The following is a 23,795-nucleotide window of genomic DNA, read 5'->3' as shown; positions in this document are numbered from 1 at the left end:
CGGGCGGCAAAGGGGTTTCGCGCGCCACGAAACCATCGAGGACGTCCGGGAATGCCGATCGCCAACTATGCCTTTGGAGTGGCCGAGGCTTCGGTCTACGCGCCGGAGACATTCGCGCAAGGCCTGCCGGACCGAGACGGGCAAGCCCGAGACGACGAGTCGGTAGCCGCCGGCGCGGAAGCATCCGCGCCTTTGCTTGCACTTGAAGGCATAGGCCTGTCTTTCGGCGGCGTGGTGGCGTTGGCGGATGTGGACCTGTCGGTTCGTCCCGGCGAGATACGCGCCATCATTGGGCCGAACGGCGCCGGCAAGAGCTCGCTGATCAATGTCATCAGCGGCGTCTACCGGGCGGACCGCGGCCATGTCCGTCTCAATGGCGCGCGCTACGCCCAGGTTCCGATACAGCAGCTGGCGCGCCTTGGAGTCGCCCGTACCTTCCAGAACCTCGCCCTGTTCAAAGGCCTCAACGTCCTCGACAATGTGGCGTCCGGCATTGCCTACAGGACCAGATCGAATTTCGCCGGCCAGATTCTGGGGATTGGCCGATCGCGCCGCGAGCAGGCCGACCAGCGCGGTCGCGCGGATCGGATCCTCGAATTCCTGCACCTGACTGCCGTCCGCGACCGACTCGCTGGCACCTTGCCCTACGGTCTGCAGAAGCGGGTCGAGCTTGCCCGCGCGCTGGTCGCCGAACCTCGGCTGTTGCTGCTCGACGAGCCGATGGCTGGCATGACGGCGGACGAGAAGAGCGAGATGGTGGCCTTTGTGCGCGCCGCGCGCGACCGCTTCGCCACCACCGTGGTGCTGATCGAGCACGATGTCGGCGTCGTCATGGGGCTATCGGATCGCATCGCCGTGCTCGACTACGGCCGCAAGATCGCCGACGGCACGCCTGACGAGATCAGGAACGACCAGCGCGTCATCGACGCCTATCTCGGTGTCGCCTCCGACAATGAAGAGGGGGCAGGCATATGATCGGCGATTTCGACTACCAGTTCTTCCTCGAGGTGCTGACCGGCGGCCTGCTCTCCGGGGTCATGTATTCGCTGGTCGCGATCGGCTTCGTGCTGATTTACAAGACGTCCGGCGTGCTCAACTTCGCCCAAGGCGCGCTGCTTCTGTTTGCGGCGCTGACCTTCGTCAGCCTGGTCGAGCGCGGCGTGCCGTTCGCGCTGGCTTTAGCCGCGACCTTCGCCATGATGGTGGCGCTCGGCATAGGCATCGAGCGAGCGGTGCTGAGGCCGCTCACCAACAAGCCGCCGATCACGCTGTTCATGGCGACGCTCGGCCTTTCCTACATCATCGAGGGTGCCGCCCAGCTGATCTGGGGCACGCAGGTTCATGGCCTCGAGCTTGGCATCGAGGACGTGCCCTTGGAAGTCGGCGGAGTGCTGATCAGTCAGTTCGACATCTTCGCCGCCGCCGTGGCCGCCGCCATGGTCCTGCTGCTCTCGCTGTTCTTCCGCTACACCCGCATCGGCTTGAGCTTCCGCGCCGTTGCCGATGACCAGTTCGCGGCGCTGGCCGTCGGGCTGAGGCTGCCGCTGATATGGGCGAGCGTGTGGGCCGCGGCAGGCCTCGTCGCCCTGGTGGCGGGGCTGCTGTGGGGCGCTCGGCTCGGCGTCCAGTTCTCTCTCTCGCTGGTGGTGCTCAAGGCGCTGCCGGTGCTGGTGCTTGGCGGCTTCGATTCCATCCTCGGCGCCATCGTCGGCGGCCTCTTGATCGGCGCCAGCGAAAAGCTCGCAGAGGTCTATATCGGCGACTATTTCGGCGGCGGCATCGAAAGCTGGTTCGCTTATGTCGTCGCGCTCGTCTTCCTCCTGATCCGCCCCTCCGGCCTGTTCGGCCAGAAGCTTGTCGAAAGGGTCTGAGCATGACCGCGATCGCAACCGAATTGTCAGCAGCCGAATTGTCCAAGGGCGCAGGCCTGCCAAAATGGCTGGCGCCGCTCATCCTCATCGCCTTCGCCTACACGGTCATTCCGCTCATCGACGGCTCCTATCTGTTCGAGGCGATCCTGCTGCCGTTCCTGGCGCTCAGCCTGGCCGGCGTCGGGCTGAACATCCTCACTGGCTATGCCGGCCAGGTATCGCTCGGCAGTGCCGCATTCATGGCGACAGGCGCCTTCGCCGCTTACAATTTCAACCTTCGCGTCGAAGGGCTGCCGCTCGTCGCCAGCATCGTCTTCTCCGGCATTGTCGCCGCCGCGATTGGCATCGTGTTCGGTCTGCCGAGCCTGCGGCTGAGAGGGTTCTACCTCGCGGTCTCCACGCTTGCCGCGCAGTTCTTCGTGCAGTGGGCGCTGACCAAGTTTTCCTGGTTCTCCAACGAGTCGGCATCGGGCGTCATCGACGCGCCGAAGCTGTCCATTGCCGGCTTCGAGTTCGACGGCGCGGTCGGCCGCTATCTCTTCGCGCTCACCGTCGTCGTCATCCTGACTTTCCTTGCGCACCGGCTCGTCTCGTCGCAGACCGGACGCAACTTCATCGCCATCCGGGACAATGAGACGGCAGCTCGCATCATCGGCATTCCGGTGTTGAGGACGAAGCTGCTCGCCTTCGCAATCTCGTCCTTCATCATCGGTGTCGCCGGCGTCATCTGGGCTTTCGCCTATCTGAGGACCGTCGAGCCGGCAGGCTTCGATCTCGACCGCTCGTTCCAGATCCTGTTCATCATTATCATCGGTGGGCTGGCCTCGATCCGCGGCGCTTTCCTGGGCGCAGCCCTCATCGTCGTCTTTCCGCTCGCGCTGTCGCGCCTCGGCGGCTTCCTGCTCGGCGATCTCTTCGACTCCGGCGTGCTCGACATGAGCCAGCGCATCGTGGTTGGCGCGCTCATCATCCTCTTTCTGATCCTGGAACCGGATGGGCTGGTCGCCCTGTGGGACAGGGTCCGGAGACGGCTCTCTCTCGCCTGGCAATCGAGCTGAGCCGGTTTCGGGGCAATACGCTCCCAACCCATCAAAACATCGGAAAATGAACCAGGGCGATCAGAGCCCATACTGGAGTACCTCAAACCATGACGTTCCTCAGCACAGTCAAGGCGGTCGCGCTGTCGGCGGCGCTGGCCATGTCGGTGGCCCTGCCGGCCGCCCACGCCGACGAGCAATATTTCCCGCTGCAGAGCTATCGCGTCGGACCCTATGCGGCCGGCGGCACCGGCTTCTTCGGCGGCTTCATCGACTATCTCAACCTCATCAACACCCGCGACGGCGGCGTCAACGGCGTCAAGCTGACCTGGGACGAATGCGAGACCCAGTACGAGGTCGAGCGCGGCGTCGAATGCTACGAGCGGCAGAAGAGCCATGCCGGCGCTGCCGCCTGGAACCCGCTTTCGGTTGGCATCGCCTATGCCATGATCGACCGCATCACTTCCGACAAGGTGCCGCTGATCACGGTCAATCACGGCCGCACCGATTCCACGGACGGTCGGGTGTTTCCTTACGTCTTCCCGCTGCTGCTCAACCCCTACAGCGAGACGTCAGGCATCGTGAATTACATCGCTTCCAAGGAAGGCGGCATCGACAAGCTGAAGGGCAAGAAGATCGTCGTGCTTTATCATGGTTCGCCCTACGGCAAGGAAACGATCCCGATCTATGAGCTGCTGGCGCAGAAATACGGCTTCACCGTACAGCAGATCGAAGTGCCGCATCCCGGTAACGAGCAGCAGTCGCAGTGGCTGACGATCCGTCGCGCCAAGCCGGACTTCGTCGTCCTGCGCGGCTGGGGCGTGATGAACCCGGTGGCGCTGAAGACGGCGGTGAAGGTGGGCTATCCGGTCGACCATATCATCGGCAATGTCTGGTCGAACTCGGAAGAGGACGTCATCCCCGCGGGCGACGCCGCCAAGGGCTATACGGCGATCACCACGCAAGCCTCCGGCAACACCTATCCGGTGGTGCAGGAAATTGTGAAGACGGTCTACGGCGCCGGCAAGGGCAACCTCGAGGACAAGTCGCGCATCGGCTCGGTCTACCACAATCTCGGCATCGTCAATGGCATTCTCAATGTCGAGGCCATCCGCATCGCGCAGGAGAAGTTCGGCCATCGCACTTTGACCGGCGACGAGGTCCGCTGGGGCTTCGAGCATCTCAAGCTCGATCCCGCCAAGGTCGAGGCGCTCGGCGCCAAGGATCTGTTCCACTCCATCAATGTCAGCTGGGACAATCATGAAGGCGAAGGCTACGTGACCTTCCAGCAGTGGGACGGCAAGAAGTGGAACGTCGTCTCCGACTGGATCGCGCCGGACTGGGCGCTGCTGCGGCCGATTATCGAGAAGTCGTCCGAGGCCTACGCGGCGGAGAAGGGCATCAAGCTGCGCACCGCCGCAGATGCCGACGCGGTAGCGACCAACTGATCCAACAGAGCGGGCGCCGGAGCAAGCTCCGGCGCCCGCTCATCCATTCTGCAAGAAGCGGGAAAGACGCGATGCCAGGCAATGACGTCATCCTTGTCGTGGACAATGTCCATGCCACCTACAACCACGCCATCACCGCGTTGCACGGCGTCAGCTTCGAGCTGAGGCGCGGCGAGTTCCTGGCGCTGCTCGGCGCCAACGGCGCCGGCAAGAGCACGACGCTAAAGGCGGTCTCCAATCTGCTCCCCGCCGAGCGCGGCCAGATCAATGCCGGCGCGATCGGCTTCGAGGGCGGCGATGTCTCGCACCGCAGGCCGGGCGATCTCGTGCGCGCCGGGCTTGTCCAGGTCCTGGAGGGCCGCCACTGCTTCAAGAGCCTCACCGTCGAGGAAAACCTGGTTTCGGGCGGCATCGGCCGAAGCGGTCGTCGCGCCGAGATCAACCAGGACCTTCAGCGGATCTACGATTTCTTCCCGCGACTTGCCGAAAAGCGCCGCACGCTCGCCGGCCTGACCTCTGGCGGCGAGCAGCAGATGACCGCGATCGGCAGGGCGCTGATGTCGCGTCCCCGGCTGCTGGTGCTCGACGAGCCATCGATGGGGCTCGCGCCGCTGGTCGTCCAGGACATCTTCCTGGCGCTGAAGAAGCTCAATCGCGAGACTGGCCTGTCGATCCTGGTGGCCGAGCAGAACTCGGCCGTCGCGCTCAAATATGCCGACCACGCCACCGTTCTCGAGAATGGCGTCTCCGTCCTGACGGGAGCTGCCGCCGATCTACGCCAGCGCGAGGACATGCGCGCCTTCTATCTCGGCCAGCAGGCTTCGCCTGCTACCCAGCCCACCCACCTTCACGCCGTCGCCTGAAACAACTCCGAGGAGCCATGACATGACCGTTTCCAACGTCAAGACCGACAAGGCCGCGGCCGCCGTGCCGCCGGTCCCCCGTCCTGCCGAGCTAGCGCATATCGTGAAGAACGACGCCGAGGCGATTGCCATCGCGCACCGCCTGGCAGCGGAGTTCATCAAGGATTCTTCGAGGCGCGACCGCGATCGGGTCTGGCCGGTGGCCGAGCTCGATCAATTCTCGCAGAGCGGCCTGTGGTCGATCAACGTGCCGAAGGCCTTCGGCGGACCGGAAGTGTCCTACGCGACGCTCGCCAAGGTGATCGAGATCATTTCGGCGGCTGATTCCTCGATCGGCCAGATCGCGCAGAACCATCTCGGCGTCGTCGCGGCGATCCGCACCGTCTCCGATAAGGATCAGCAGGCGCTGCTCTTCGCCGAAGTGCTGAAGGGCACGCGGTTCGGCAATGCCTTTTCCGAATTCGGCTCCAAGCGCGCGGCCGATTTCGAAACGAAGTTCACCGACGCTAGCGACCATGTGATCGTCAATGGCCAGAAATTCTATTCGTCCGGCGCGCTGCTCGCGCATCTGGTGCCGATCGTGGCGCTCGATGGCGAGGGCCGTGCCTGGTATGCGATCGCCGATCGTGGCGCGCCCGGGCTGACGGTGATCGACGACTGGTCGAGCTTCGGCCAGCGCACGACACTGTCGGGCACTGTCATCATCGACAACGTCAAGGTACCGAAGACGCATCTTGTGCCCGGCTACAAAGGCTACGACAAGCCGACCGCGGATGGTGCGATCTTCCAGATCATCCAGGTCGCGGTCGACACCGGTATCGCGCAGGCGGCGATCGACGAGACGGTTCAATTCGTCAGGACCAAGAGCCGCGCCTGGATCGACAGCGGCGTCGACAATGCCTGGGACGATCCCTACACGATCCAGGCTATCGGCGATCTAACGCTTCGCCTTCACGCGGCGCAGGCGCTGCTGGAGAGGGCCGGCCTGGCGATCGACCGGGCAGTGGCCGAGCCAACCGCCGAGACGGTAGCGCATGCCCAGATCGTCACCGCCGAAGCGAAGGTCCTGTCGACAGAGATCGCCATTGCGGCGACGAACAAGCTGTTCGAGCTGGCCGGCACGCGCTCGACGCTTGCCGAGCACAATCTCGACAGACATTGGCGCAATGCCCGCACCCACACGCTGCACGATCCGGTACGCTGGAAGTACGCGATCCTCGGCAAGTATTTCCTCAATGGCGAGAGGCCGCCGCTGCACGCCTGGAGCTGATCGCGCTGTTCTCTCGAGGCTGGCCTCGACCGCTTCGCCAAGCGGCGGCCCGACCGGGCCGCCGGTCTCTCAATCCTGGAGCCACACCGGAGCCCGTCCCATGTCAAATCCAGCAATCGTCGGCTTTTCCGGCAATCTCACCAACCCGTCGAAGACACGCGCCTTCGTCGACCTCATCGTGCAGGATATCGCCAACCGCCATGGCCTATCCTCCCGAACCTATGACATCGATGACGTCGGCCCGTCTCTCGGCGCCGCCAAATGGGCACGCGACCTCGACGCGCGGGCGCAAGCGATCCTTTCGGACGTCCTCGCCGCGGACGTGCTCGTCGTCGGCTCACCGACCTACAAAGGCAGCTACACCGGACTGTTCAAGCATTTCTTCGACCTGATCGATCCGACAGCGCTCAAGGGAAAGCCCGTGCTCCTGACCGCGACCGGCGGCGGGGAACGGCATGCGCTTATTGTCGAGCATCAATTGCGGCCGCTGTTCGGGTTCTTCGAAGCCTTCGCGCTGCCCACGGCCGTATACGCGACCGACAAGGATTTCACGGATGGTGTGCTCCGGTCCGAACTGATCCAGAAGCGGGCGGCGCAGGCCGTTGATGAGATTGCCGTTCTGCTCGCTAATAAATCCGGTGTCAGAATGGCCGCAGAATAGTCATATGGCGGTGCCCCAGCGGCAAATCCTGAAGTTTTGCCTTCTGACCAACGGTCTGCATCGCGGCGGATGCAAGGTCTGCTTCTTCCGATTACCCCAAAGACCGGACTGTCTGTTTGCGGCCCCAACCCAACCGAGTAAGTGTCCTGGGCGTTCCTCCCGTGGCCAATCATGGCCAAAGGAGAAACGAAATGGGACATTCTCAGTATGACCCCACCGCACCCGATCGCCGCGCGTGGAACGCGGGCCAGAAAGTCGGAACGAAACGCCCGCTAAAACCTCGACAGATATGGGCGATCCGATTCTTTCTCGATCGAGAGCAGCGATTGCGCGATCGAGCCCTCTTCGATCTAGCAATCGACAGCAAGTTGCGCGGCTGCGATCTTGTCAGAATCAAGATCGGCACCTTGGTTCTCGGGCCGGAAATTCGAACGGGCGATGGTCGTGCAGCAAAAGACAGGCCGACCGGTGCAGTTCGAGTTGATGAGCGACGCACGCTCTAGTCTCCTTGCATGGCTGGAACGGCGCGGCGGTACCGTCGACGATTATGCATTCCCGAGCAGGATCGACCCAAGGGGTCACATGAGCACGAGGCAATATGCCCGCCTCGTGGACGAATGGGTTGTGGCGATCGGACTTCGGCCCCAGGATACGGCACGCATTCGCTGCGGCGGACCAAAGCGGCGATCATCTACGAGGCCACGGAAGTCTAACCAGACGCGGCTCTATTCCCTAGTGGAGCCGTGGATGCTAAGTGCCGCGTGTCGGACGCTGAACTCGAAATCCTCATTACCTGAAGCCGACATGGATTGCCGCTGACGTTGGCCAACCGCTTCGAACCGTTGCTCGAACTCGCGACGCGGTTCGCGGCGAACTTCCGCTGCCCGCAATCGGCGTTGGTTCGTTGCATTCATCGTTTTGAAGCCGGCACCTCTGCCGGCCTGCCATCATCGTCAACCGCCACCATCGTGAAGTAGCAAGAATTGGTGTGACGTCGGACGAAGGCGGTGTCGGTCAGGCTGGCATTGCCGGTAGGATTGGCCCGGGATCAGCTCAGCATTTTAAGGCATGAGGATTGCGTGCAGCCCTTCATGCCCCAGGGACGGTGCGGCCTGCGCTCAGATGTCGGGTTATTGCGCGCTTGGGACGCGAGCGACACTATTGTTCGAAAGGCTCTCCGAGCGAAGCCACGCCGTTGAGCTTAAGCAGACGCCGGTTCGAAGAAATGATGCCAAGCACGACGATGGTCACGAGATAAGGCAGGCTCGATAGAAGTTGCGAGGAAACGTCGAGCCCGGTTGCTTGGGCCGCGAGGCTTGCGAGGGACACGGCGCCGAAGAGGCACGCACCGAGGAAGATACGGCTGGTGAGCCAGGTGCCGAAGACGACGAGCGCGATCGCGATCCAGCCGCGCCCGGCAATCATGCCATCGGCCCACAGGGGCGTGTAGACCACGGCCGCGTAGGCGCCGGCGAAACCCGCCAACACGCCGCCGAAGGCGACAGCGGCGAAGCGCACGGCGATCACCGGATAGCCGAGCGCATGGGCCGCCTTGGGATTCTCGCCGATGGCGCGAACGACAAGGCCGGTCTTGGTGTAGGCGAATATTCCCCAGATGGCGACGGTCGCAGCAAGCGAAAGCCACACGACAACGTCTTGGGCGAACAAGCCGCCGATGACCGGGATATCTGAAAGCCAGGGCAATGAGAGTTTTGGAAGTCCTTTGACCGTGAGGCTCTCATAGCTCTTGCCGAACAGCGCCGAGAGGCCTTGGCCGAGTATGCCTATGGCGAGGCCCGCCGCAACCTGGTTCGCGCGGAACCCCAGCGCGACGACGGCAAAGACAAGGGAAAGAGCAGCACTTGCGAGGCCCGCGGCGAGGAAACCGAGGAGGTGGCCGCCGCCGTGATAGACGATGATGAAGGCGGTGACCGCCCCCAAGGCCATCAGTCCCTCCACGCCGAGATTGAGGACGCCGGCCCGCTCGGCCACCATTTCGCCGAGCGCCGCCAAAAGGAACGGCGTGGCCGCCGCCAGCATTCCGGCGACGATGAACTCGAGGGCATTCATGGAGCGCTTCCGTGGGCGGCATGGCGCCATTCGAGCCGGTAGCGGACGAAGGCGATGGCGACGAGATAGGCGAGCAGCAGGCTGCCCTGGAAGACCCGGACCGCGGCGACCGGCAGATTTGCCGAGACCATGGCGTTGTCGCCGCCAATATAGAGGGCCGCCATGAGCAGCGCGGAAAAAACGATGCCTATCGGGTGAAGGCCACCGAGATAAGCAACGATGATGGCCGCATAGCCGTAGCCGGTCGAGATGGAGCGCTGCAACTGGCCGAGCGGCCCGGCCACCTCGGCCGCCCCGGCGAGGCCGGCCGCGAAGCCGCCGATGAGGAGGGAAATCCAGATTGCGCGGCCTTCGTTGAAGCCGGCGTATCCGGCCGCGCGCGGCGCGAGGCCGCCGACCTGCAGCTTGTAACCCGCGAAACTCCTCTGCATGAACAGCCAGGCCGCGAGGGACAGCGCGCAGGCGATAAGCAGCGAGACGTTGACGCGGGTGCCGGGGATCAGGATCGGCACCATCGCGTCGTACTGGAACATCACCGACTGCGGGAAGTTGAAGCCGGCCGGGTCCTTCCAGGGGCCGAGAAGCAGGTAGTTGAGCAGTTGCGCGGCAACGAGCGCCAGCATCAGCGACACGAGAATCTCGTTCGCGTTGAGCCGCACGCGCCAGAACGCCGTGAGCGAAGCCCAAAGCGCGCCGCCCAGCGCGCCGAGGACGAGCATGGAGGGCCAAATCCACTGCCCCGTCGCCTGCGGGAGCCAGATGGGAATGGCCGACGCGAAGATTGCGCCGAGGATGAATTGGCCCTCGGCGCCGATGTTGAAGACCTTGGCGCGAAAGCCGATCGCAAGCCCCTGCGCGATGAGCAGCAGCGGCCCCATCTTCAGCAGGACTTCCGAGAACGAAGCCCAGGACAGGAAAGGTTCCAGGAGCATTGCGTGGAAAACGGCTACCGGATCGCGGCCCATCAGGAGGTAGAGCCCGAGATTGAGCAGTGTCGCAAGGCCTAGCGCCACGGGCGGGGCGAGCAGCTTGATTGCAAGCGAGGCATGTTCGCGGCGAACCAGAACGGGAAGGAACCGCAGGGACAGAGCGCTCATGCGGGGACCTTTTCGGCGGTCGTATGCGCACCGATCATATAGCGGCCGATCTCCTCGGGTCTGGTGTCGCGCGTCACCAGCGGCGGGCTCAGCCGGCCCTGATGGATCACCTGGATGGAATCGCAGAGCTCGAACAGTTCCTCCAGTTCCTCCGAGATGACGAGGATGCCCATGCCTTCGTTGCGCAGGGCGACGAGGCGCCGGCGGATGGCGGCCGCGGCGCCGATGTCCACGCCCCAGGTGGGCTGCGCCACGAACAGCAATTTCGGCGACAGCATGATCTCGCGACCAACGATGAACTTTTGCAGATTGCCGCCCGAAAGCGCCCCAACCTCCGTTTCGGAGCCCGGTGTGCGTACGTCATACTGCCGGATGCAGTCTTCGGTGAAAGCCTTCGCCCGGGGCGTGTCGACCAGGCCGCGTTTCAGGAGGCCGGAGGGATGGGCGGTCAGAAGGCTGTTGAGGATGAGCGACATTTCCGGCACCGCGCCGCGGCCCAGCCGTTCCTCGGGAACGAAGGCGAAACCCAGCCGGCGGCGGGCGGCCGCATCAAGCACGCCGACGTCCTTGCCCATCATGAAGATACGCTCGGACTTTTCGCGCGGCAGCACTGTCTCGCCCGAGATCAGCGCCGCGAGTTCGCTCTGGCCGTTGCCCGATATGCCGGCGATACCGAGGATCTCGCCTGCCCGGACCGTCAGGCTGACGTCGGAAAGCGTCACGGCGAAGGGATCGTCGGGCCGATGGTCGAGGTCGACGATTTCAAGGCGCTTTTCCCCGCCGGAATGGGCAACCGCCGGCATAGGCGGCGGCATGTCGCGGCCGATCATCATGCGGGCGAGGTCGTGCGCGTCGTGGTCGCGCGGATCCACGTGGCCGGTGATGCGCCCGCCGCGCAGGATGGTCGCACGGTCGCAGACCGCGCGGATCTCTTCCAGCTTGTGCGAGATGAACAGGATGGAGACGCCGACGTCGCGCAGCCGCCGCAACGTCTCGAACAGCTTGTCCACCGATTGCGGCGGCAGGACGGAAGTCGGCTCGTCAAGGATCAGGAGTTGCGGTTCGGTCATCAGGCAGCGGATGATTTCCACCCGCTGCCGCTCACCGACCGAAAGCACGTGCACATGGGCGAGCGGATCGACCTCTAGACCGAAGTCGCGGCCGAGCTTCCGGATGCCTTGCGCAATATCCGATTTGGCACCGGGCACGACCAGCCGGATGTTCTCGACGACCGTCAGCGTCTCGAACAAGGAGAAGTGCTGGAAGACCATGCCGATCCCCTTGCGCCTCGCATCCGCCGGGGACGCGAGGGCCAGGGGTTCTCCTTTCCAGGTCGCCGATCCGGCGTCGGGCTGCTCGACGCCGTAGATCAGCTTCATCAGCGTCGACTTGCCCGCCCCGTTCTCTCCGAGGATCGCATGGATCGAGCGCGGAGCCACGTCCAGATCGATGTCTCGATTGGCATGGATCTGGCCGTAGCTCTTGCAGATGCCGCGCAGCGACAGAAGCGGGGCGGTCATGGTTACTTGGGCAGCGGCGTGGTGACACCCTTGACGTGCCAGTCCATGGCGACGATCTCGGCCTCGGTCATCGTCTTGCCGGCGGGGACGCCCTCGCTGCCGTCGGCCTTGGCGATCGGACCGGTAAAGGGCGAGAGGCTGCCGTCGGCGATCTTGGCTTCAACCTCCTTGATCTTGGCCATCATGTCGGCCGGGATGCCCGGGTTCCAGTCAACGACCTCGACAACCCTGTCGCCGACGCCCAGGAAAGCGTTGGCGCCCTTGAAGGTGCCGGCGAGGTGGGCGTCGACCGAGGCCTTGAAGAAGGGCGACCAGTCGGTCGCCACGCAGCCGAGATAGGCCTTGGGCGCGTATTTCTTCATCGACGAGTTGAGGTTGAAGGCGGGGACGCCGGCCTCCTCGCAGGCCGAGATGACGGACGGCGTATCCTGCGCGTTGGAGAAGATCACGTCGCATTTCTGCGCCAGCAGCGCCTTGGCGGCTTCCTGCTCCTTGGCCGGGTCGAACCAGGAGTTCACCCATACGACCGAAACCTCGACATCGGGCTTCACCGCCTGCGCGCCCAAGGTGAAGGCGTTGATGGAGGTGATCAGCTCGGGGATGGCGAAGGCGGAGACGGAACCGAGCTTGCCGGTCTTCGAAAGCGCGGCTGCCGCCATGCCCATCAGATAGGTGCCCTGCGAATATTGGGCCGCGAAGGGCGAGAAGTTCGGCGCCACCTGGAAACCGGAAGCATGCAGCACGGTGACGTCGGGATTGCGCCGCGCGATCTGCAGGGCGCCGTTCTGGTATCCGAAGGAGCCGGCGATGAGGAACTTGTTCCCGTCTGCGACCGCCTTGTTCATGATGCGGTCGGCGTCGGGTCCCTCCTGTATGTTCTCGATGATGGTGACCTTCACCTTGTCGCCATAGGCTGCCTTCACCGGCTCGAGCCCGTCGGCGAGCGCGCGGCCCCAGCCGACATCGCCGACCGGCGACGGGACCACCAGCGCGATGCCCAGCGGCTCGTCGGCGGCAAGCGCGCGGCTGCCCACCGCGGCAACGAGGCCGGAAGCGGCGGCGCCCTTCATCAATGTTCTGCGGGTAAGATTTATCAGCATGTCGGTTCCCCTTGCTTTTGGTTTTGGCTGCTAGAATTGCACGGTCGCGATCGCCGCTTCGGCTTGCGCGAACATCCTGGCCTCGTCGAGCCCCGGGAATTCTCCCTTGGCCCAAACGACACGGCCGTTGATCATGGTCATGTCGGTCGGCGCGCCGATGCCCACCTTGGCCAGCAGGCTCAGCGGATCATGCCTCGTGCCGACATAGTCCATGCGCCGGGTGTCGATGGCGAAGAGGTCGGCGGCCATTCCGGGCGCCAGCCTGCCGATGTCGCCGCGCCCGAGTAGCGCCGCCCCCCCGGTCGTCGCATAGCCGAGAAAATCGGCCGGCGGCGGCACCGGATGGTCGCGTGTTGACGCCGCCAGACATTGCAGCATGTAGGCGGAATGGATGCAGTGCATCAGGTTGGAATTGTCGTTCGAGGCGGCGCCGTCGCAGCCCAGTCCGACACTGAGCCCGAGGGCCGACATCGCCGGTATGTCGGTGATCTCGGCGCCGACGAGATAGACCGGCTCAGGGCAATGCGAGACGCCGGTGCCGCTCGCCGCCATCTTGCGCAGCTCGTCGTGGGTCAGCTCCCAGCAATGGGCATAGAAGGCATCCGGCCCGCAGAAGCCGATCTCGGCGCAATAGTCGACCGTGCGCAGGCCGTGACGGGCCTGCATGACCGGGCTTTCGCCCTCGCCGACATGGGTGTGCATGCGCACGTTGCGGTCGCGCGCCAACGCCACCGATTCAACGAACGTGTCGCGATAGCAGTTGACCGGCTGGCAGGGCGCGGCGACGACCTGGCGCATGCCGAAGCGACCGGCATCATGGTAGGCGTCGATCAGCCGGGCGCAGTCGGCGATGAACTCGTCCGTCGTTTCCAGCATGGCGTCGGGGATGGTCGAACCTTCCGATTTCGGCAGCGTGTTGCCGCCACGCCCGGCATGGAAACGCATGCCGAGGAGTTCGGCCGCTTCGAACTGCCGGTCGATCAACCGCTTGCCGGCCTGCCGCGGAAAGCAATACTGATGGTCGAATGCCGTCGTGCAGCCGTGCTTTATCAACTCGGCCATCGCCGTGACCGACGCGTGGTAGAAGCATTCCTCGGTCAGCCGCGAGAAAATAGGATAGATGCGGTCGAGCCATTCGATGACCGACAGCTTCGTCCAGTCCAGATCGGCGCGGTTGCGCACGAAGCATTGAAAGAAGTGGTGATGGGTGTTGACGAGGCCGGGATAGACGAACCAGCCGGAGGCGTCCTGCGTGACAGTCCCGATGGGCAGCTCTTCCTTGTCGAGGCCTTCGCCGATGGCCCGTATCGCAGGGCCGTCGGTCAACACATCGACATTGCGCCGTATGTCCGGACCGTTGCCCTCGTCCACGATGACCGCAGCGCAGTTCTTCAGCAAGTGGCCTGCCACGTCACGCCTCGCCGGCTTCGAGGAGGGGCTCGGGCTTCAGTTCGTGCAGCCGGTGGATGCCGGGCATCTCGATGAAGCCCTCGAGACCGCGGATCGCCCGCGACCAGAGCCGGATCGCGGGATAGGGATCGAGCGAAACGCCGCCGTCCGGCGCCAGCGCCACATAGGCAAAGCAGGCGATGTCGGCGACCGTCGGCCGGTCCGACGCAAGGAAGCGCTGGCCGCGGATGCGCTGTTCGACGAGGCCGGCTTCCAGTTCCCGCAGGGCCGCCGTACCCTGCCCCCGAAGCGCATCGATATTGCCCGGACGCAGCAGCATCTCGTGCAGGCGCGCCGCTCCGAGGCTGGCGGTCAGCCGATGCGAGAAGGACAGCCATTGCTGGACGCGTGCCGCCTGCCCGGCCGCATCGTTGCCCAGCCATTGCGGCGCCGCCTTCGCGGCGAGGTAGACCAGCATGGCCGAGGATTCGGTCAGCACGAGGTCGCCATTCTCCAGGATCGGGATCGAACCCGCCGGGTTGAGCGCCAGGAGTTCCGGGCCGCGATGCTCGGCGCCGGGATGGAAGTCGACGGGGCGGATGTCGAGCGCCACACCGGTCAGCGCCGCCATCAGGCGCACCTTGTAGCAGCTCGGAGACAGCACGTAGTCGTAGAGCTTCATTGCGCCACCAGTTGCGCGCCGTAGGTGTAGCCGTGGCGTTTCAGCCAGCGCCGGTAGGCAACCGAGGTCAGGTCGGCCCGCGTGGGAATCTCCATGCCGGGATCGAGCGGCAGCAGCCCCGGGATCTGGTTTTCAAGGATCGACCGGTCCTGGACGAAGATCGTCTGCTGGAAATGGATCAGGTCCGTCATCGGCGTTTCGTCGTCGAACAGCGCCATCCATGGCCAGACGTCGCACAGGTCTTCGGCAAGCGGCTGCACGAAAAGGGTGATGACGTCCCATTCACCCGGGCGCGGCGGGCAGGTCTTGTAGAGGATCGAGCAGGTCGGCGCGGGCACGCGATACATGTATTGCGTGGTGATGCCGCCTTCCGCCGACTTGGCGGCCTGCGGCTGGTAGAACTGCACCTGGGTCGCCCATACCTCGTCTTCGTCCTCGCGGATCTCGACCTTGTAGTTCTGCACCTCCGTATGCGGCTCGGCTCCCAATATGTCGGTATGCACGAACGGAAAATGCGCAATGTCCAGGAAGTTCTCCACCGCGCGCAGCGGCGAGCAGCGCACGCGCACCACCCCGACATCAACGAGCCGGCGGCCGGGCTGATCGGCCTCGGGGATCGCAAACAACGGCTTTTGCGGATTACCGAGCGACGCCCAGACATGGCCATAGCGGATGCAGGCCGGCAGAACACGTCCGTTGCCGCCGGTGACCTTGGCGTTCCCGTCCTCGCCGAGCCTCACCTCGATCGGCTCGCCCAAGAGGGCGGTCTTGCGTCCATGCGCTTCAAGCTGGCTGGCAAGGCCGACCGGATACCATTCGTCGGCCATCGCGTTGCGGGTCATCGGGCGGTCCCGCTGGCCGCTAAATGCTCGGCCGCCCGCCGCAGCGCCTCGGCGGCCCTCGACGCGGCGATACGGTTGGTCGGATTGCTGTCCTGGTCCACCAGAACATGCATCAGCGTCCGCGCTTTTCCTTCGAGAGCAAGCAGCAGCCGCACCGTCCGGCCAGCATGCGTGTAGTCGAGCAGGCCCTCGGCGGCCTTCGTCCCGGCGGCCGTCTCCAGCGCGGCGATGCCCGCTTCGACCATCATGGAGCGCAGGGGAGCAAGGCCGTCGAACCGTGGCGGCCCGGCGGCGGGTTCGCCAGCCGGAATCCAGATGATGCCGCCGCCATCCTCCACGGGCTGTGTCACGACACGAATCGTGTCCGGCGGCGTCAGTGCCGGATGGGCCGGAATGCGCAGGCAGTTTCCCGCCTGGGCATAGCTCCAGCCGTGATAGATGCAGGACAGGGTCTCACCGCGCACGAAGCCGTGGGAGAGGCGCATGCCGCGATGAGGGCATCTGTCGGCAAAGGCCGCCGCACGGCCGGAGCGGCTTCGCCAAAGGGCAATCGGCCCGGCTGGGGATTGCGCTGGCATCACGGTTCCCGCCGGCAAGTCCGCGGAGAGGGCAACAGGCATCCAAGAGCCGGTCGGATAGGGTGGCATACATCAACTTTCAAACGACACCAGCATGTTTCCGAGCGCGGCTTCGCGGTCAAGGAATGCTAATGGACCCGGTTACGTTTGCACAACATTTCCTCACTGGCAATAATGCCCAAAAAAGGTGCATGGCCCTTTCGCAGGGAGAGGCCGCAGGCCGGAAACTAGCCCGATTCGCCCTCTATCGGCGCCCGCCGGATGGCCTCGACCCAGACATCGATTGGTCCAAGAGAGCACCCCATCTCCATCATGTCGATGAGCTCGGCCGGACCGGCAATGTCGAGTTCGATGCGGTCGGGACCGGCAACGCATATTGCCTGGGCGAGCCCGAGCTTGGCGGCATGACGCTCGATCCACGGAAGGAAGGATGCCGCCTCGACATCGCCGAGGATCGTCATGCGCTCCCGCCAGGAATGGCGATTTTGCTCGCTCATAGAAGCCTCGGCAACGAAACAGATATATATATCTATCTACATTTTGCTCAATCGCTGAAGCGCCTTTGGGAGCGAGCTCTTGCGTTACAGCGACCGTTCCCGGGCAGGAAGTGGCCGCACCGGCCCCTACAGGGCAATCAAGATGTGGGAAGCTGCCGTCAATGAGGCTGGCACGGTTGAACGCGACGCCGTTATCCGGGCGCTCGATCACGCTCGGACCAGCGAGGGACCGGGCGGTCTGGCCGAAATGGTTCCCGGCCAGCCTCCTGTGCGGATGAACACGTACATCGCACCGCCATCTACCTAACGGCAACGGCCGGCGACGTCGTTTCGCAATGGCGGGATCGCAGCGGAATGACAGCTTTTTGTCCTCTCGTATCCGAATAAGACCATCCGCTACCGGCCCCCCGCCCTTGTACCCTTTGTGGTCAACACGTGTTCGTCGACCCTTTGTGTGGGCTGGATAGAGAATCCGCTCGCACGGAAAACTAGTCCTCTTCCTCGTCCGCAGGTTCGCCAGACCATACGAGAGAATACGAGGGAAACGGGTTGGCGAACCACCCGCTAACGTATTGATTTCCTGTAGAAAACAATGTCCCTCCGGGCCCACCATTGTCGTTATTTATCAATGCTTTATAAGGTGGTTCGCCACGAGGTTCGCCAATAGGTTCGCCAAGCATCGGCTTGCGCGTCACCAGCCTCACGACTCGATCCATCCCCTGAACCGCCAGTCGAACCTGCGATGTCTCGCGCGAATAGAGTTCAGCATGCTCGATGTCGTCGTGCTCCAGCACGTCTATGAGCTGCCTGGTTGAGGCCTCTGCCTCGGCCAGATAGACGCCAAGCGACTTCCTCAGTCCATGCAGGGTCAACCCTTTCGGCAGGCCGGCAAGCTTGCACCAATGCGTCATCATTCCAGTCAGCGACTTGGCGGAGAACGGCTGCTAACGGTGGCTTGGCCCCGCAAGTGGATACCCGGCTGCTAACCGTTAATCATCCAAGCGAAAGAGGCGTTCGACGAGATAGTCCACAGAAACTACGCCAGCGCCGCGCGTCAGCACAAGCAACAGCAATGACGCCCACAAGAGGTGCTCCGCCCAGTTCTCCGGATAGACGAAGATCTGGATGACAGAGACGACGCCGAGCAGCATCAGCGCCGCGAGCCGTGAGAACAACCCGAAGAAGATCAGCGTCGAGCCCGTCAGTTCGGCCGCTGTCGCCAGGGGCGCCGCAATCGACGGATCGATGAACGGTAGGTTGTATTCGTTGGCGAACAGCTGCAGCGTCACCGGCCAGGACGCCAGCTTGCTCTGCGCCGATTGCCAGAAGACATGGGCCACCGCGACGCGCGCGGCGAGCTGAACCAGCAAGAACGGAATGTGTTCGGGCAGCTTGATCACACGCCTGTAGAAACCGACTAAACCGGCCTGGCTGGTCGAGGAAGGCTCTGAAATTGCGGTCATGACTGTCTCCATCAGTTTGAGAGGGAATGCACGGTGATGCGCACGTTTGTGACGAGCTCGTCGGCGAACAGGCGCACGAGCGCGGACACGAGGTCGAAGTTAGGATCGAGCGCATGCGCACGGCTTGCGCCATGTTCGAGGCCGAGGCCGTGCTTGAGAGAATGGCGGAAGGCGAAGTCTGCGCGGTCGAGAAGGACCAGGCGAACGCTGTTCCCGGCCCGCCACAACGCCACGCGTTCGGGGCGTCTCGTCCAAGTGCAATGCTGGTCGACTGCCGTGCCCTGCTGGTGCGCCGTCCACACCGACAGGATCGACCAGTGCGAAACGATCAGCCTGAGCGATGGCTGTAGCAAGATGTCGGGTGAAGGCCCCAGGTCGATTTTGTCATAGTCCACAAGGGAGCGGGGTGGCAGCGAAGCCGTATCGAGCGCCTCGGCGATGGCCCATTCGAGCCGCGCCGTTTCGGCAACGATCGGTATGTCGGACAGCGTGTCGATCGTCTTGAGGAAGCGTGGGAAGCCGGCGCCATAGCGCGAAAGGCGCGATTCAACCGGCGGATGGCGTCGAATGAACTCGCTCGCCACGTAACGGAAGAACCGTTCGTCCACCAGGCGAACCGTGACCGGAAAGTCCGCCATCAGCACTGCGGTGAGCGAACTGCGTGTATTGTTCTGGTAGATGCGCAGGCGGGCCAGTGGATCGGCCTTGCCGGCAGTCAGCATTTTCGCGGAGACCATTGGTTCGATGGCAAGCACCGAGCGCGCCATGGTGGTCTGCAGGTGTTCAAGCGGCAACATCGTATCTTCCCTCCATCGGCGTCAAAGCGGCCGACATGACAGGTCCGGCCTTGGCGGCAGCGAATGCCGCGAGAACAGGCATGCCGGTCTTCACGTTTTCAAAGGGGGTAGGGGACTCGGGTCGGGGCTTGGCTGCCGCGGCCTGTCTCGCAGCCTGCTTGCGGCTGAACATGATGGAAGCAGTCAGCATGTCGGCCCACATGGCTTCGCCAAGCAGCACGTCGAGAACCGGAACGTCGGTATCCCATTCGATCAGCGTGGGTCGCGGCCCGAGGCGCGCTATGGCGTGCTCATAGAGAGCCCAAACGACCGGCGGAACCCGCGATCCATGGTCGTCGATAAGGACCGTGTCGGCTCCGACCTGATTGGTCGCATGGCCGGCAAGGTGTATCTCGCCGACCGCATCCGCCGGCAGCACATCGATGAAGGCCTTTGCATCATATTGCAGGTTGTGGGCCGAGACGTGGACGTTGTTGACGTCGAGCAGCAGCCCGCAGCCGGTCCGCGCCACGAGCTCGGCCAGGAACTCGGCCTCGTTCATCGAGGAATCCGCAAAGGCGAGATAGGCCGATAGGTTCTCGATGAGAACCCGCCGCTTCAGCTTGTCCTGGACGGTCTCGACATTGCGGGCAACGATCGACAGCGCCTCTTCGTCATAGCGCAGCGGCAGCAGATCGTTGAGATAGGCGCCGTCGGCGACGCTCCATGCGAGATGCTCGGAGACCAGATCGGGCCGGAAGCGCTCGCAGACGCTGCGCAGCCTTTCCAGATGGTCGCGGTCCAGACCGCCTGCGCTGCCCAGCGACAGGCCGACGCCGTGCAATGACAGCGGATAGGTCTCGCGCAGCCTTTCCAGCGCCTCGACGCCGGCGCCGTCTCCCATGTAATTCTCGGCATGCACCTCGAGCCAGCCTGCGGAGGGTCGCCTGGTCAGCATCTCGCTGATGTGTGGGGAGCGAAGACCGATGCCCGCTGATGCGGGAATCGCAAGAGGCTGAAACGCACTGGACATCGGTCTCCTCCATTCTAGTGGGTTGGCTCGAAGTAGGGATTTGCTCAGGCTTTCGGCTTGTCGCTGCCGCCGGCAATCTTGGCGCAGCTGCCGGCCGGCACGTACAGCCAGGAATCAGGCTGGTTGTCGGCGGTGGCCGTGCCGGCGCAGGAATGCGACGCGGTCTGGCAATCGTTCTGGCCGGCCTTGACGACGCCGTAGCACTTCTCGAAGGCATAGTTGGGCTTTGCGGCCGGGCCGCTATAGGCGGCCGAGGCTGCGAGCGTGGTGGCGGCTGCGAGAGCCGATCCGATCAGGGTCTTGGTGTTGATCACAGGCTAGTCTCCTGGTTGGCGTTTCGAGAGAAAGACTGGCCTCGAGGCCCGTCCGCAAATCAGTCTCTCCGATCGCAATGCGGAGCTGAAATGCTGTCTCGGCATGGAATTGATACATTGCCACTATGTCCCCAAGGTCGACGCGAAAAAGCCCTCCGGCGGGAGACACCGGAGGGCTTGGCGCCTGCATTCGGGAGCGGGCGAAGCAGGCGCGGCTAGGCGGGAGGGAGGTGCGCCTAGATGTATCGGCTTTGGCAGTCGGCGGGCGGAGCTTGGTCGACGTCGAGAAGATCCGCCGCAAGCCAATCGCCTGCTCGTTGCCGCCCGCGGTCGCGTATGTCGGTCAGCTCGCCCCAGTCGATCCAGGGCCGCAGGAGCAGCGGAGCTCCGGCACGGTATCGACCGTCGAATATGGTGTGAACCGGCGCGCATTTGGTCATGCAATGGCCGGCTGCGAGGCTGCGATCCGGACACGGCGTGGTGAACAGTGAAGGTCTGCCGGTGACCATCAGGCGATGGCGAGCTTCGGTTGATAGGACAGGCGGCGACTGCAAAACGTCGCCGTCACCCCAATAGATATCGCCGTCGATCTCGACAGGCAGCGAGAGGAAGGGGATCGTGGCCGCCGCTACGATCGCGTCGATCGACAACTGGTCGCTTGTGAATACCTTCACCGCATCCGTGCGCGCGTTGACGGCCAGGACGCCCAGTTTCACCGGGCAGCCTTGGTCACGGATTGGCTCGAGCTCGATTGACTGTTCCAGGATAGATCGAAGCAGGCTGGCTCTGTCATCGGCAAAAACCGAGGCGTGGCTGACGCGCCGCCAGAAATTGGCGAGTGCCGTCCGCGCGCCGCGCCGGCCGCCGACGCTTAGCCCATAGGCAAAGACCACCGCCTCCATCGCTGCAAAGCCCGACGCGGTGACGCCGCTGAAGCTGCAGCTCGGCTCGTCCAGCAGACGGTCGAGCACGCCCCAGACGAAGGCGCCATGCGCATCACTTGCAAGGACAACGTCAATCAAACGGCGATCTTCGGCCCCAGAAGTGGCCTCGGCGAAGATCGCCTGTTGGGTTCTCGTTCCGGACTGGACGTGCATCTCCTGGTCTCCATCCCAAAATCGCCGGCAGGGCGACTGGTGGAGAGACTGCTGCAGCTTTTTCTCCCGGCGAAATGCCAAGGTGGCATGAAGTTCATAGGCAGATTGCATTGGCTGCCGTCCCTTCGTGGTCGCATTGTTTGCCCGGCCATACCAGGCGAAGCGGTGCCGGCGGGTCGGTCATCGTCCCCACGACAGCGGCTTGGAAACCAGCAACGGGAAAGGAGTGCGTCATGGGAAGGAAAATCGCGTGCCTGGCTGCTGCCACCATCGCTCTTCTTGCGCAGCAGGCCTCGGCTGATCCCTTCAGCGATCTGGCGGTCTTGCCGACATTCTATACGGACGCTGCAATGAAGACGATGAAGCCGATGGCGGAATTCAAGAAGGCCTGGTTCGCCATGCCCAAGCGCGACCGGACCAAGATGACCAAGGCCTGCAACGATCCCGCGATGAGCAAGCCCCATGCCGCCTTTTGCGCCAATGTCCTGGCCTTGGGCGGAGCCAATTAACGAGAGAGTACCGCCATCACCGTCGGAATGCAGAACCGGCATAATCTCCATACGCACATGGCATTGGCAAGTTGACCTCGGACCAAAGCAAAGTCCAACCGGCAATGAGGAACATGATAATCTGGATTGCTGCCGATCATTAAGACAGTTGTCGATAGGACGACTGCCTAACCAGAGAAGGACTTAACATGAATATCAAAGCTATCTGCCTTGGCGCTTTTGCACTTTCCGTTCTTGGCGGCGTCGCCATCGCTGGCGCGCTCGACGAGCCGTCCAACATGCAGCCCTTCTTTACCGATTCCGGCATGCAGACGATGAAGTCGAGTGCCGATTTCGAGGTCGCGTGGAAAGCCACGCCGAGGACCACGCAGGATGCGATGATGAAGGAATGCAACGACGCCGCCATGAGCAAGCCGCACGCTCAGTTCTGCGCCCAACTCTTCGCTCTCGGCCACCACAGCTGATACTCTTAGACGGCGACCGCCTACCGGACGCTACGATGGCGGGTCTCTTGGCCCGCCATCTGTCATGACGAAACGCTATCGACTTTATAGCCCCACTGCATTGGCGGGATGGAATGCTTTGCGGCAGGGTTCGAGCCTGAGCTTGCATCTCTGCAGTGGAGGGACGACCCGCATGGACATTCATCACATCCGCTATTTCCTGGCCGTCTGCGAGACACGCAATTTCACGCGCGCCGGCGAGAAGTGCAACGTCACCCAGCCGGCGCTGTCCCGGGCAATCCAGCAACTGGAGGATGAGGTCGGCGGCTTGCTGTTTCGCCGCGAGCGGAACCTGACCCACCTGACCGATCTGGGTGCTTTGCTCCGGCCACGATTTCAGCAGATCCTCGATGAGGTGACCGGCGTTCGGCAGGAGGCATCGAGATTCCTGTGCTTGGAAAACGCAAACCTCAAAGTCGGGGTCATGTGCACCATCGGCCCGCGCCGATTCACCGGCCTGTTGGCCGACTTCAACAGGCGCCAGCAGGGCATCCAGTTGCAGCTGGTGGAAGGCGTACCCGCGTCTCTTTCGCAACTGCTGGAAGCGGGTGAAATCGACGTCGCTATCATGGCGTCCAGCAACAGTTTCCCGGAACGTTTCGATGTCACGCCGCTCTATCGCGAGCGCTTCGTCCTCGCATTCCCCAATGGCCATCGGCTGGCCCGCAACGACAATGTTGCCATCTCGGAACTCGACGGCGAGAATTATCTCAGGCGGCTGAATTGCGAGTATCGGGATTACCTTGCCGGCCTCTGCAACGAGCGTGGCGTGAAGCTGAGGATCTCCTACGCCAGCGAACGCGAGGACTGGATCCAGAACATGGTTTCCGGTGGGTTGGGGATCTGCTTCATCCCGGAGTTCAGCGCCGTGATCCCGGGCCTGCAAATCAGGCCTGTCATCGATCCTGAAGTTTGGCGCGAGGTCTCGCTGGTCGTCGTGGCCGGGCGCCGGTTCTCGCCGGCGACTTCGACGTTCGTGAACAGCGTCAAGGCACACAGCTGGCCTGAAAGCGGCATCGACCCGTCGATCAGGAAAACCGCCGCATAGCAAATTGAAGAAGAAGCCCGCGCCGCGATGTGTTTCTCGGCATGGGTGATTACGCTCGTGAGATGATCGACGATAGTTTTCAGGTATCGATTCAAGAGCCAGTCAGCATTTCTCTTTCTTCGAGGCT

25 protein-coding genes and 3 pseudogenes are annotated in these 23,795 nt (G+C 63.5%); 13 read left to right on the top strand and 15 right to left on the bottom strand.

Annotated elements, in window-relative coordinates:
* The first annotated feature begins 51 nt into the window (after positions 1-51).
* The 9 genes and pseudogenes from RFN28_RS26295 to RFN28_RS34935 all read left to right on the top strand — a co-directional run bounded on the left by RFN28_RS26295 (position 52) and on the right by RFN28_RS34935 (position 8,127).
* The gene (locus RFN28_RS26295) at positions 52-975 is read left to right on the top strand and encodes an ABC transporter ATP-binding protein (RefSeq protein ID WP_320290089.1); all 924 of its coding nucleotides are present in this window, start codon (positions 52-54) and stop codon (positions 973-975) included.
* On the top strand, positions 975-1,871 hold the full coding sequence (locus RFN28_RS26290; protein ID WP_320290108.1) for a branched-chain amino acid ABC transporter permease: 897 nt from the start codon (positions 975-977) through the stop codon (positions 1,869-1,871). The genes RFN28_RS26295 and RFN28_RS26290 overlap by 1 nt, the downstream gene beginning before the upstream one ends.
* Before the next feature lie 2 nt (positions 1,872-1,873).
* The gene (locus tag RFN28_RS26285) at positions 1,874-2,929 is read left to right on the top strand and encodes a branched-chain amino acid ABC transporter permease (protein ID WP_320290088.1); all 1,056 of its coding nucleotides are present in this window, start codon (positions 1,874-1,876) and stop codon (positions 2,927-2,929) included.
* Between the two features lie 89 nt (positions 2,930-3,018).
* Positions 3,019-4,356 (top strand): ABC transporter substrate-binding protein, encoded by a 1,338-nt coding sequence (locus RFN28_RS26280; RefSeq protein WP_320290087.1) that lies wholly within the window; start codon positions 3,019-3,021, stop codon positions 4,354-4,356.
* Positions 4,357-4,427: 71 nt separating this feature from the next.
* Positions 4,428-5,219, top strand: coding sequence for an ABC transporter ATP-binding protein (locus tag RFN28_RS26275; RefSeq protein WP_320290086.1), 792 nt, complete (start codon positions 4,428-4,430; stop codon positions 5,217-5,219).
* Positions 5,220-5,241: 22 nt separating this feature from the next.
* Positions 5,242-6,489 carry an SfnB family sulfur acquisition oxidoreductase gene (locus RFN28_RS26270; RefSeq protein WP_320290085.1) on the top strand — a complete coding sequence of 416 codons (1,248 nt, stop codon included), beginning with the start codon at positions 5,242-5,244 and terminating at the stop codon, positions 6,487-6,489.
* A 100-nt stretch (positions 6,490-6,589) separates the two neighbouring features.
* Positions 6,590-7,150, top strand: coding sequence for an FMN reductase (msuE, locus tag RFN28_RS26265; protein WP_320290084.1), 561 nt, complete (start codon positions 6,590-6,592; stop codon positions 7,148-7,150).
* Positions 7,151-7,341: 191 nt separating this feature from the next.
* A pseudogene (locus RFN28_RS26260) lies at positions 7,342-7,854 on the top strand (tyrosine-type recombinase/integrase); the annotation flags it as partial.
* 105 nt (positions 7,855-7,959) lie between these two features.
* Positions 7,960-8,127: a hypothetical protein gene (locus RFN28_RS34935; RefSeq protein WP_430678904.1), complete on the top strand. Its 168-nt coding sequence runs from the start codon at positions 7,960-7,962 to the stop codon at positions 8,125-8,127.
* Between the two features lie 181 nt (positions 8,128-8,308).
* Here RFN28_RS34935 and RFN28_RS26250 read toward each other — a convergent pair whose 3' ends face one another.
* The 9 genes from RFN28_RS26250 to RFN28_RS26210 all read right to left on the bottom strand — a co-directional run bounded on the left by RFN28_RS26250 (position 8,309) and on the right by RFN28_RS26210 (position 16,925).
* Positions 8,309-9,220: an ABC transporter permease gene (locus RFN28_RS26250; RefSeq protein ID WP_320290083.1), complete on the bottom strand. Its 912-nt coding sequence runs from the start codon at positions 9,218-9,220 to the stop codon at positions 8,309-8,311.
* The gene (locus RFN28_RS26245; protein WP_320290082.1) at positions 9,217-10,317 is read right to left on the bottom strand and encodes an ABC transporter permease; all 1,101 of its coding nucleotides are present in this window, start codon (positions 10,315-10,317) and stop codon (positions 9,217-9,219) included. Before RFN28_RS26245 ends, RFN28_RS26250 begins: the two co-directional genes overlap by 4 nt.
* Positions 10,314-11,837, bottom strand: a complete 1,524-nt coding sequence (locus tag RFN28_RS26240) for an ABC transporter ATP-binding protein (RefSeq protein WP_320290081.1) — start codon at positions 11,835-11,837, stop codon at positions 10,314-10,316. The genes RFN28_RS26245 and RFN28_RS26240 overlap by 4 nt, the downstream gene beginning before the upstream one ends.
* A 2-nt stretch (positions 11,838-11,839) precedes the next feature.
* Positions 11,840-12,934: a BMP family ABC transporter substrate-binding protein gene (locus RFN28_RS26235; protein ID WP_320290107.1), complete on the bottom strand. Its 1,095-nt coding sequence runs from the start codon at positions 12,932-12,934 to the stop codon at positions 11,840-11,842.
* Between the two features lie 33 nt (positions 12,935-12,967).
* Positions 12,968-14,347 carry an amidohydrolase gene (locus tag RFN28_RS26230; protein ID WP_320290080.1) on the bottom strand — a complete coding sequence of 460 codons (1,380 nt, stop codon included), beginning with the start codon at positions 14,345-14,347 and terminating at the stop codon, positions 12,968-12,970.
* Between the two features lies 1 nt (position 14,348).
* A complete protein-coding gene (locus RFN28_RS26225; RefSeq protein ID WP_320290079.1) occupies positions 14,349-15,008 on the bottom strand; it encodes a glutathione S-transferase family protein in 660 nt (219 codons plus the stop codon).
* Entirely contained in the window at positions 15,005-15,850 is an 846-nt protein-coding gene (locus RFN28_RS26220) for an aromatic ring-hydroxylating dioxygenase subunit alpha (RefSeq protein ID WP_320290078.1), read from the bottom strand. Before RFN28_RS26220 ends, RFN28_RS26225 begins: the two co-directional genes overlap by 4 nt.
* Positions 15,847-16,497, bottom strand: coding sequence for a Rieske 2Fe-2S domain-containing protein (locus tag RFN28_RS26215; RefSeq protein WP_320290077.1), 651 nt, complete (start codon positions 16,495-16,497; stop codon positions 15,847-15,849). Before RFN28_RS26215 ends, RFN28_RS26220 begins: the two co-directional genes overlap by 4 nt.
* Before the next feature lie 158 nt (positions 16,498-16,655).
* Positions 16,656-16,925, bottom strand: a complete 270-nt coding sequence (locus RFN28_RS26210; RefSeq protein WP_192249794.1) for an acylphosphatase — start codon at positions 16,923-16,925, stop codon at positions 16,656-16,658.
* Positions 16,926-17,028: 103 nt separating this feature from the next.
* On the opposite strand from RFN28_RS26210, the pseudogene RFN28_RS26205 reads away from it, so the two are divergent.
* A pseudogene (locus RFN28_RS26205) lies at positions 17,029-17,217 on the top strand (ABC transporter substrate-binding protein); the annotation flags it as partial.
* A gap of 403 nt (positions 17,218-17,620) precedes the next feature.
* Here RFN28_RS26205 and RFN28_RS26200 read toward each other — a convergent pair.
* From RFN28_RS26200 to RFN28_RS26175, 6 genes and pseudogenes are all read right to left on the bottom strand, one after another.
* A pseudogene (locus RFN28_RS26200) lies at positions 17,621-17,869 on the bottom strand (tyrosine-type recombinase/integrase); the annotation flags it as partial.
* 45 nt (positions 17,870-17,914) lie between these two features.
* Positions 17,915-18,388 (bottom strand): DoxX family protein, encoded by a 474-nt coding sequence (locus RFN28_RS26195; protein WP_320290076.1) that lies wholly within the window; start codon positions 18,386-18,388, stop codon positions 17,915-17,917.
* Positions 18,389-18,399: 11 nt separating this feature from the next.
* A complete protein-coding gene (locus tag RFN28_RS26190; RefSeq protein WP_320290075.1) occupies positions 18,400-19,155 on the bottom strand; it encodes an HvfC/BufC family peptide modification chaperone in 756 nt (251 codons plus the stop codon).
* A 16-nt stretch (positions 19,156-19,171) separates the two neighbouring features.
* Entirely contained in the window at positions 19,172-20,197 is a 1,026-nt protein-coding gene (bufB, locus tag RFN28_RS26185) for an MNIO family bufferin maturase (RefSeq protein WP_320290074.1), read from the bottom strand.
* A gap of 44 nt (positions 20,198-20,241) precedes the next feature.
* Positions 20,242-20,511 (bottom strand): BufA1 family periplasmic bufferin-type metallophore, encoded by a 270-nt coding sequence (locus tag RFN28_RS26180; RefSeq protein WP_320290073.1) that lies wholly within the window; start codon positions 20,509-20,511, stop codon positions 20,242-20,244.
* A 236-nt stretch (positions 20,512-20,747) separates the two neighbouring features.
* Positions 20,748-21,533 (bottom strand): patatin-like phospholipase family protein, encoded by a 786-nt coding sequence (locus tag RFN28_RS26175; protein ID WP_320290072.1) that lies wholly within the window; start codon positions 21,531-21,533, stop codon positions 20,748-20,750.
* A 308-nt stretch (positions 21,534-21,841) separates the two neighbouring features.
* Between RFN28_RS26175 and RFN28_RS26170 the strand changes: the two genes are divergently transcribed.
* From RFN28_RS26170 to RFN28_RS26160, 3 genes are all read left to right on the top strand, one after another.
* On the top strand, positions 21,842-22,117 hold the full coding sequence (locus tag RFN28_RS26170; protein WP_320290071.1) for a hypothetical protein: 276 nt from the start codon (positions 21,842-21,844) through the stop codon (positions 22,115-22,117).
* Between the two features lie 188 nt (positions 22,118-22,305).
* A complete protein-coding gene (locus tag RFN28_RS26165; RefSeq protein WP_320290070.1) occupies positions 22,306-22,581 on the top strand; it encodes a hypothetical protein in 276 nt (91 codons plus the stop codon).
* 172 nt (positions 22,582-22,753) lie between these two features.
* On the top strand, positions 22,754-23,668 hold the full coding sequence (locus RFN28_RS26160; protein WP_320290106.1) for a LysR family transcriptional regulator: 915 nt from the start codon (positions 22,754-22,756) through the stop codon (positions 23,666-23,668).
* The last annotated feature ends 127 nt before the right edge of the window (positions 23,669-23,795 follow it).

Source organism: Mesorhizobium album, assembly GCF_033977205.1.
GTDB lineage: Bacteria > Pseudomonadota > Alphaproteobacteria > Rhizobiales > Rhizobiaceae > Mesorhizobium > Mesorhizobium album.
This window is presented reverse-complemented; position numbering and strand designations above follow the sequence as displayed.

Coding starts and splice junctions, on each gene's coding strand:
- RFN28_RS26295 (WP_320290089.1), top strand. CDS start 52: ATGCCGATCGCCAACTATGCCTTTGGAGTGGCCGAGGCTTCGGTCTAC.
- RFN28_RS26285 (WP_320290088.1), top strand. CDS start 1,874: ATGACCGCGATCGCAACCGAATTGTCAGCAGCCGAATTGTCCAAGGGC.
- RFN28_RS26280 (WP_320290087.1), top strand. CDS start 3,019: ATGACGTTCCTCAGCACAGTCAAGGCGGTCGCGCTGTCGGCGGCGCTG.
- RFN28_RS26275 (WP_320290086.1), top strand. CDS start 4,428: ATGCCAGGCAATGACGTCATCCTTGTCGTGGACAATGTCCATGCCACC.
- RFN28_RS26270 (WP_320290085.1), top strand. CDS start 5,242: ATGACCGTTTCCAACGTCAAGACCGACAAGGCCGCGGCCGCCGTGCCG.
- msuE (WP_320290084.1), top strand. CDS start 6,590: ATGTCAAATCCAGCAATCGTCGGCTTTTCCGGCAATCTCACCAACCCG.
- RFN28_RS26250 (WP_320290083.1), bottom strand. CDS start 9,220: ATGAATGCCCTCGAGTTCATCGTCGCCGGAATGCTGGCGGCGGCCACG.
- RFN28_RS26245 (WP_320290082.1), bottom strand. CDS start 10,317: ATGAGCGCTCTGTCCCTGCGGTTCCTTCCCGTTCTGGTTCGCCGCGAA.
- RFN28_RS26240 (WP_320290081.1), bottom strand. CDS start 11,837: ATGACCGCCCCGCTTCTGTCGCTGCGCGGCATCTGCAAGAGCTACGGC.
- RFN28_RS26225 (WP_320290079.1), bottom strand. CDS start 15,008: ATGAAGCTCTACGACTACGTGCTGTCTCCGAGCTGCTACAAGGTGCGC.
- RFN28_RS26220 (WP_320290078.1), bottom strand. CDS start 15,850: ATGACCCGCAACGCGATGGCCGACGAATGGTATCCGGTCGGCCTTGCC.
- RFN28_RS26215 (WP_320290077.1), bottom strand. CDS start 16,497: ATGCCACCCTATCCGACCGGCTCTTGGATGCCTGTTGCCCTCTCCGCG.
- RFN28_RS26210 (WP_192249794.1), bottom strand. CDS start 16,925: ATGAGCGAGCAAAATCGCCATTCCTGGCGGGAGCGCATGACGATCCTC.
- RFN28_RS26195 (WP_320290076.1), bottom strand. CDS start 18,388: ATGACCGCAATTTCAGAGCCTTCCTCGACCAGCCAGGCCGGTTTAGTC.
- RFN28_RS26190 (WP_320290075.1), bottom strand. CDS start 19,155: ATGGCGCGCTCGGTGCTTGCCATCGAACCAATGGTCTCCGCGAAAATG.
- bufB (WP_320290074.1), bottom strand. CDS start 20,197: ATGTCCAGTGCGTTTCAGCCTCTTGCGATTCCCGCATCAGCGGGCATC.
- RFN28_RS26170 (WP_320290071.1), top strand. CDS start 21,842: ATGGGAAGGAAAATCGCGTGCCTGGCTGCTGCCACCATCGCTCTTCTT.
- RFN28_RS26165 (WP_320290070.1), top strand. CDS start 22,306: ATGAATATCAAAGCTATCTGCCTTGGCGCTTTTGCACTTTCCGTTCTT.
- RFN28_RS26160 (WP_320290106.1), top strand. CDS start 22,754: ATGGACATTCATCACATCCGCTATTTCCTGGCCGTCTGCGAGACACGC.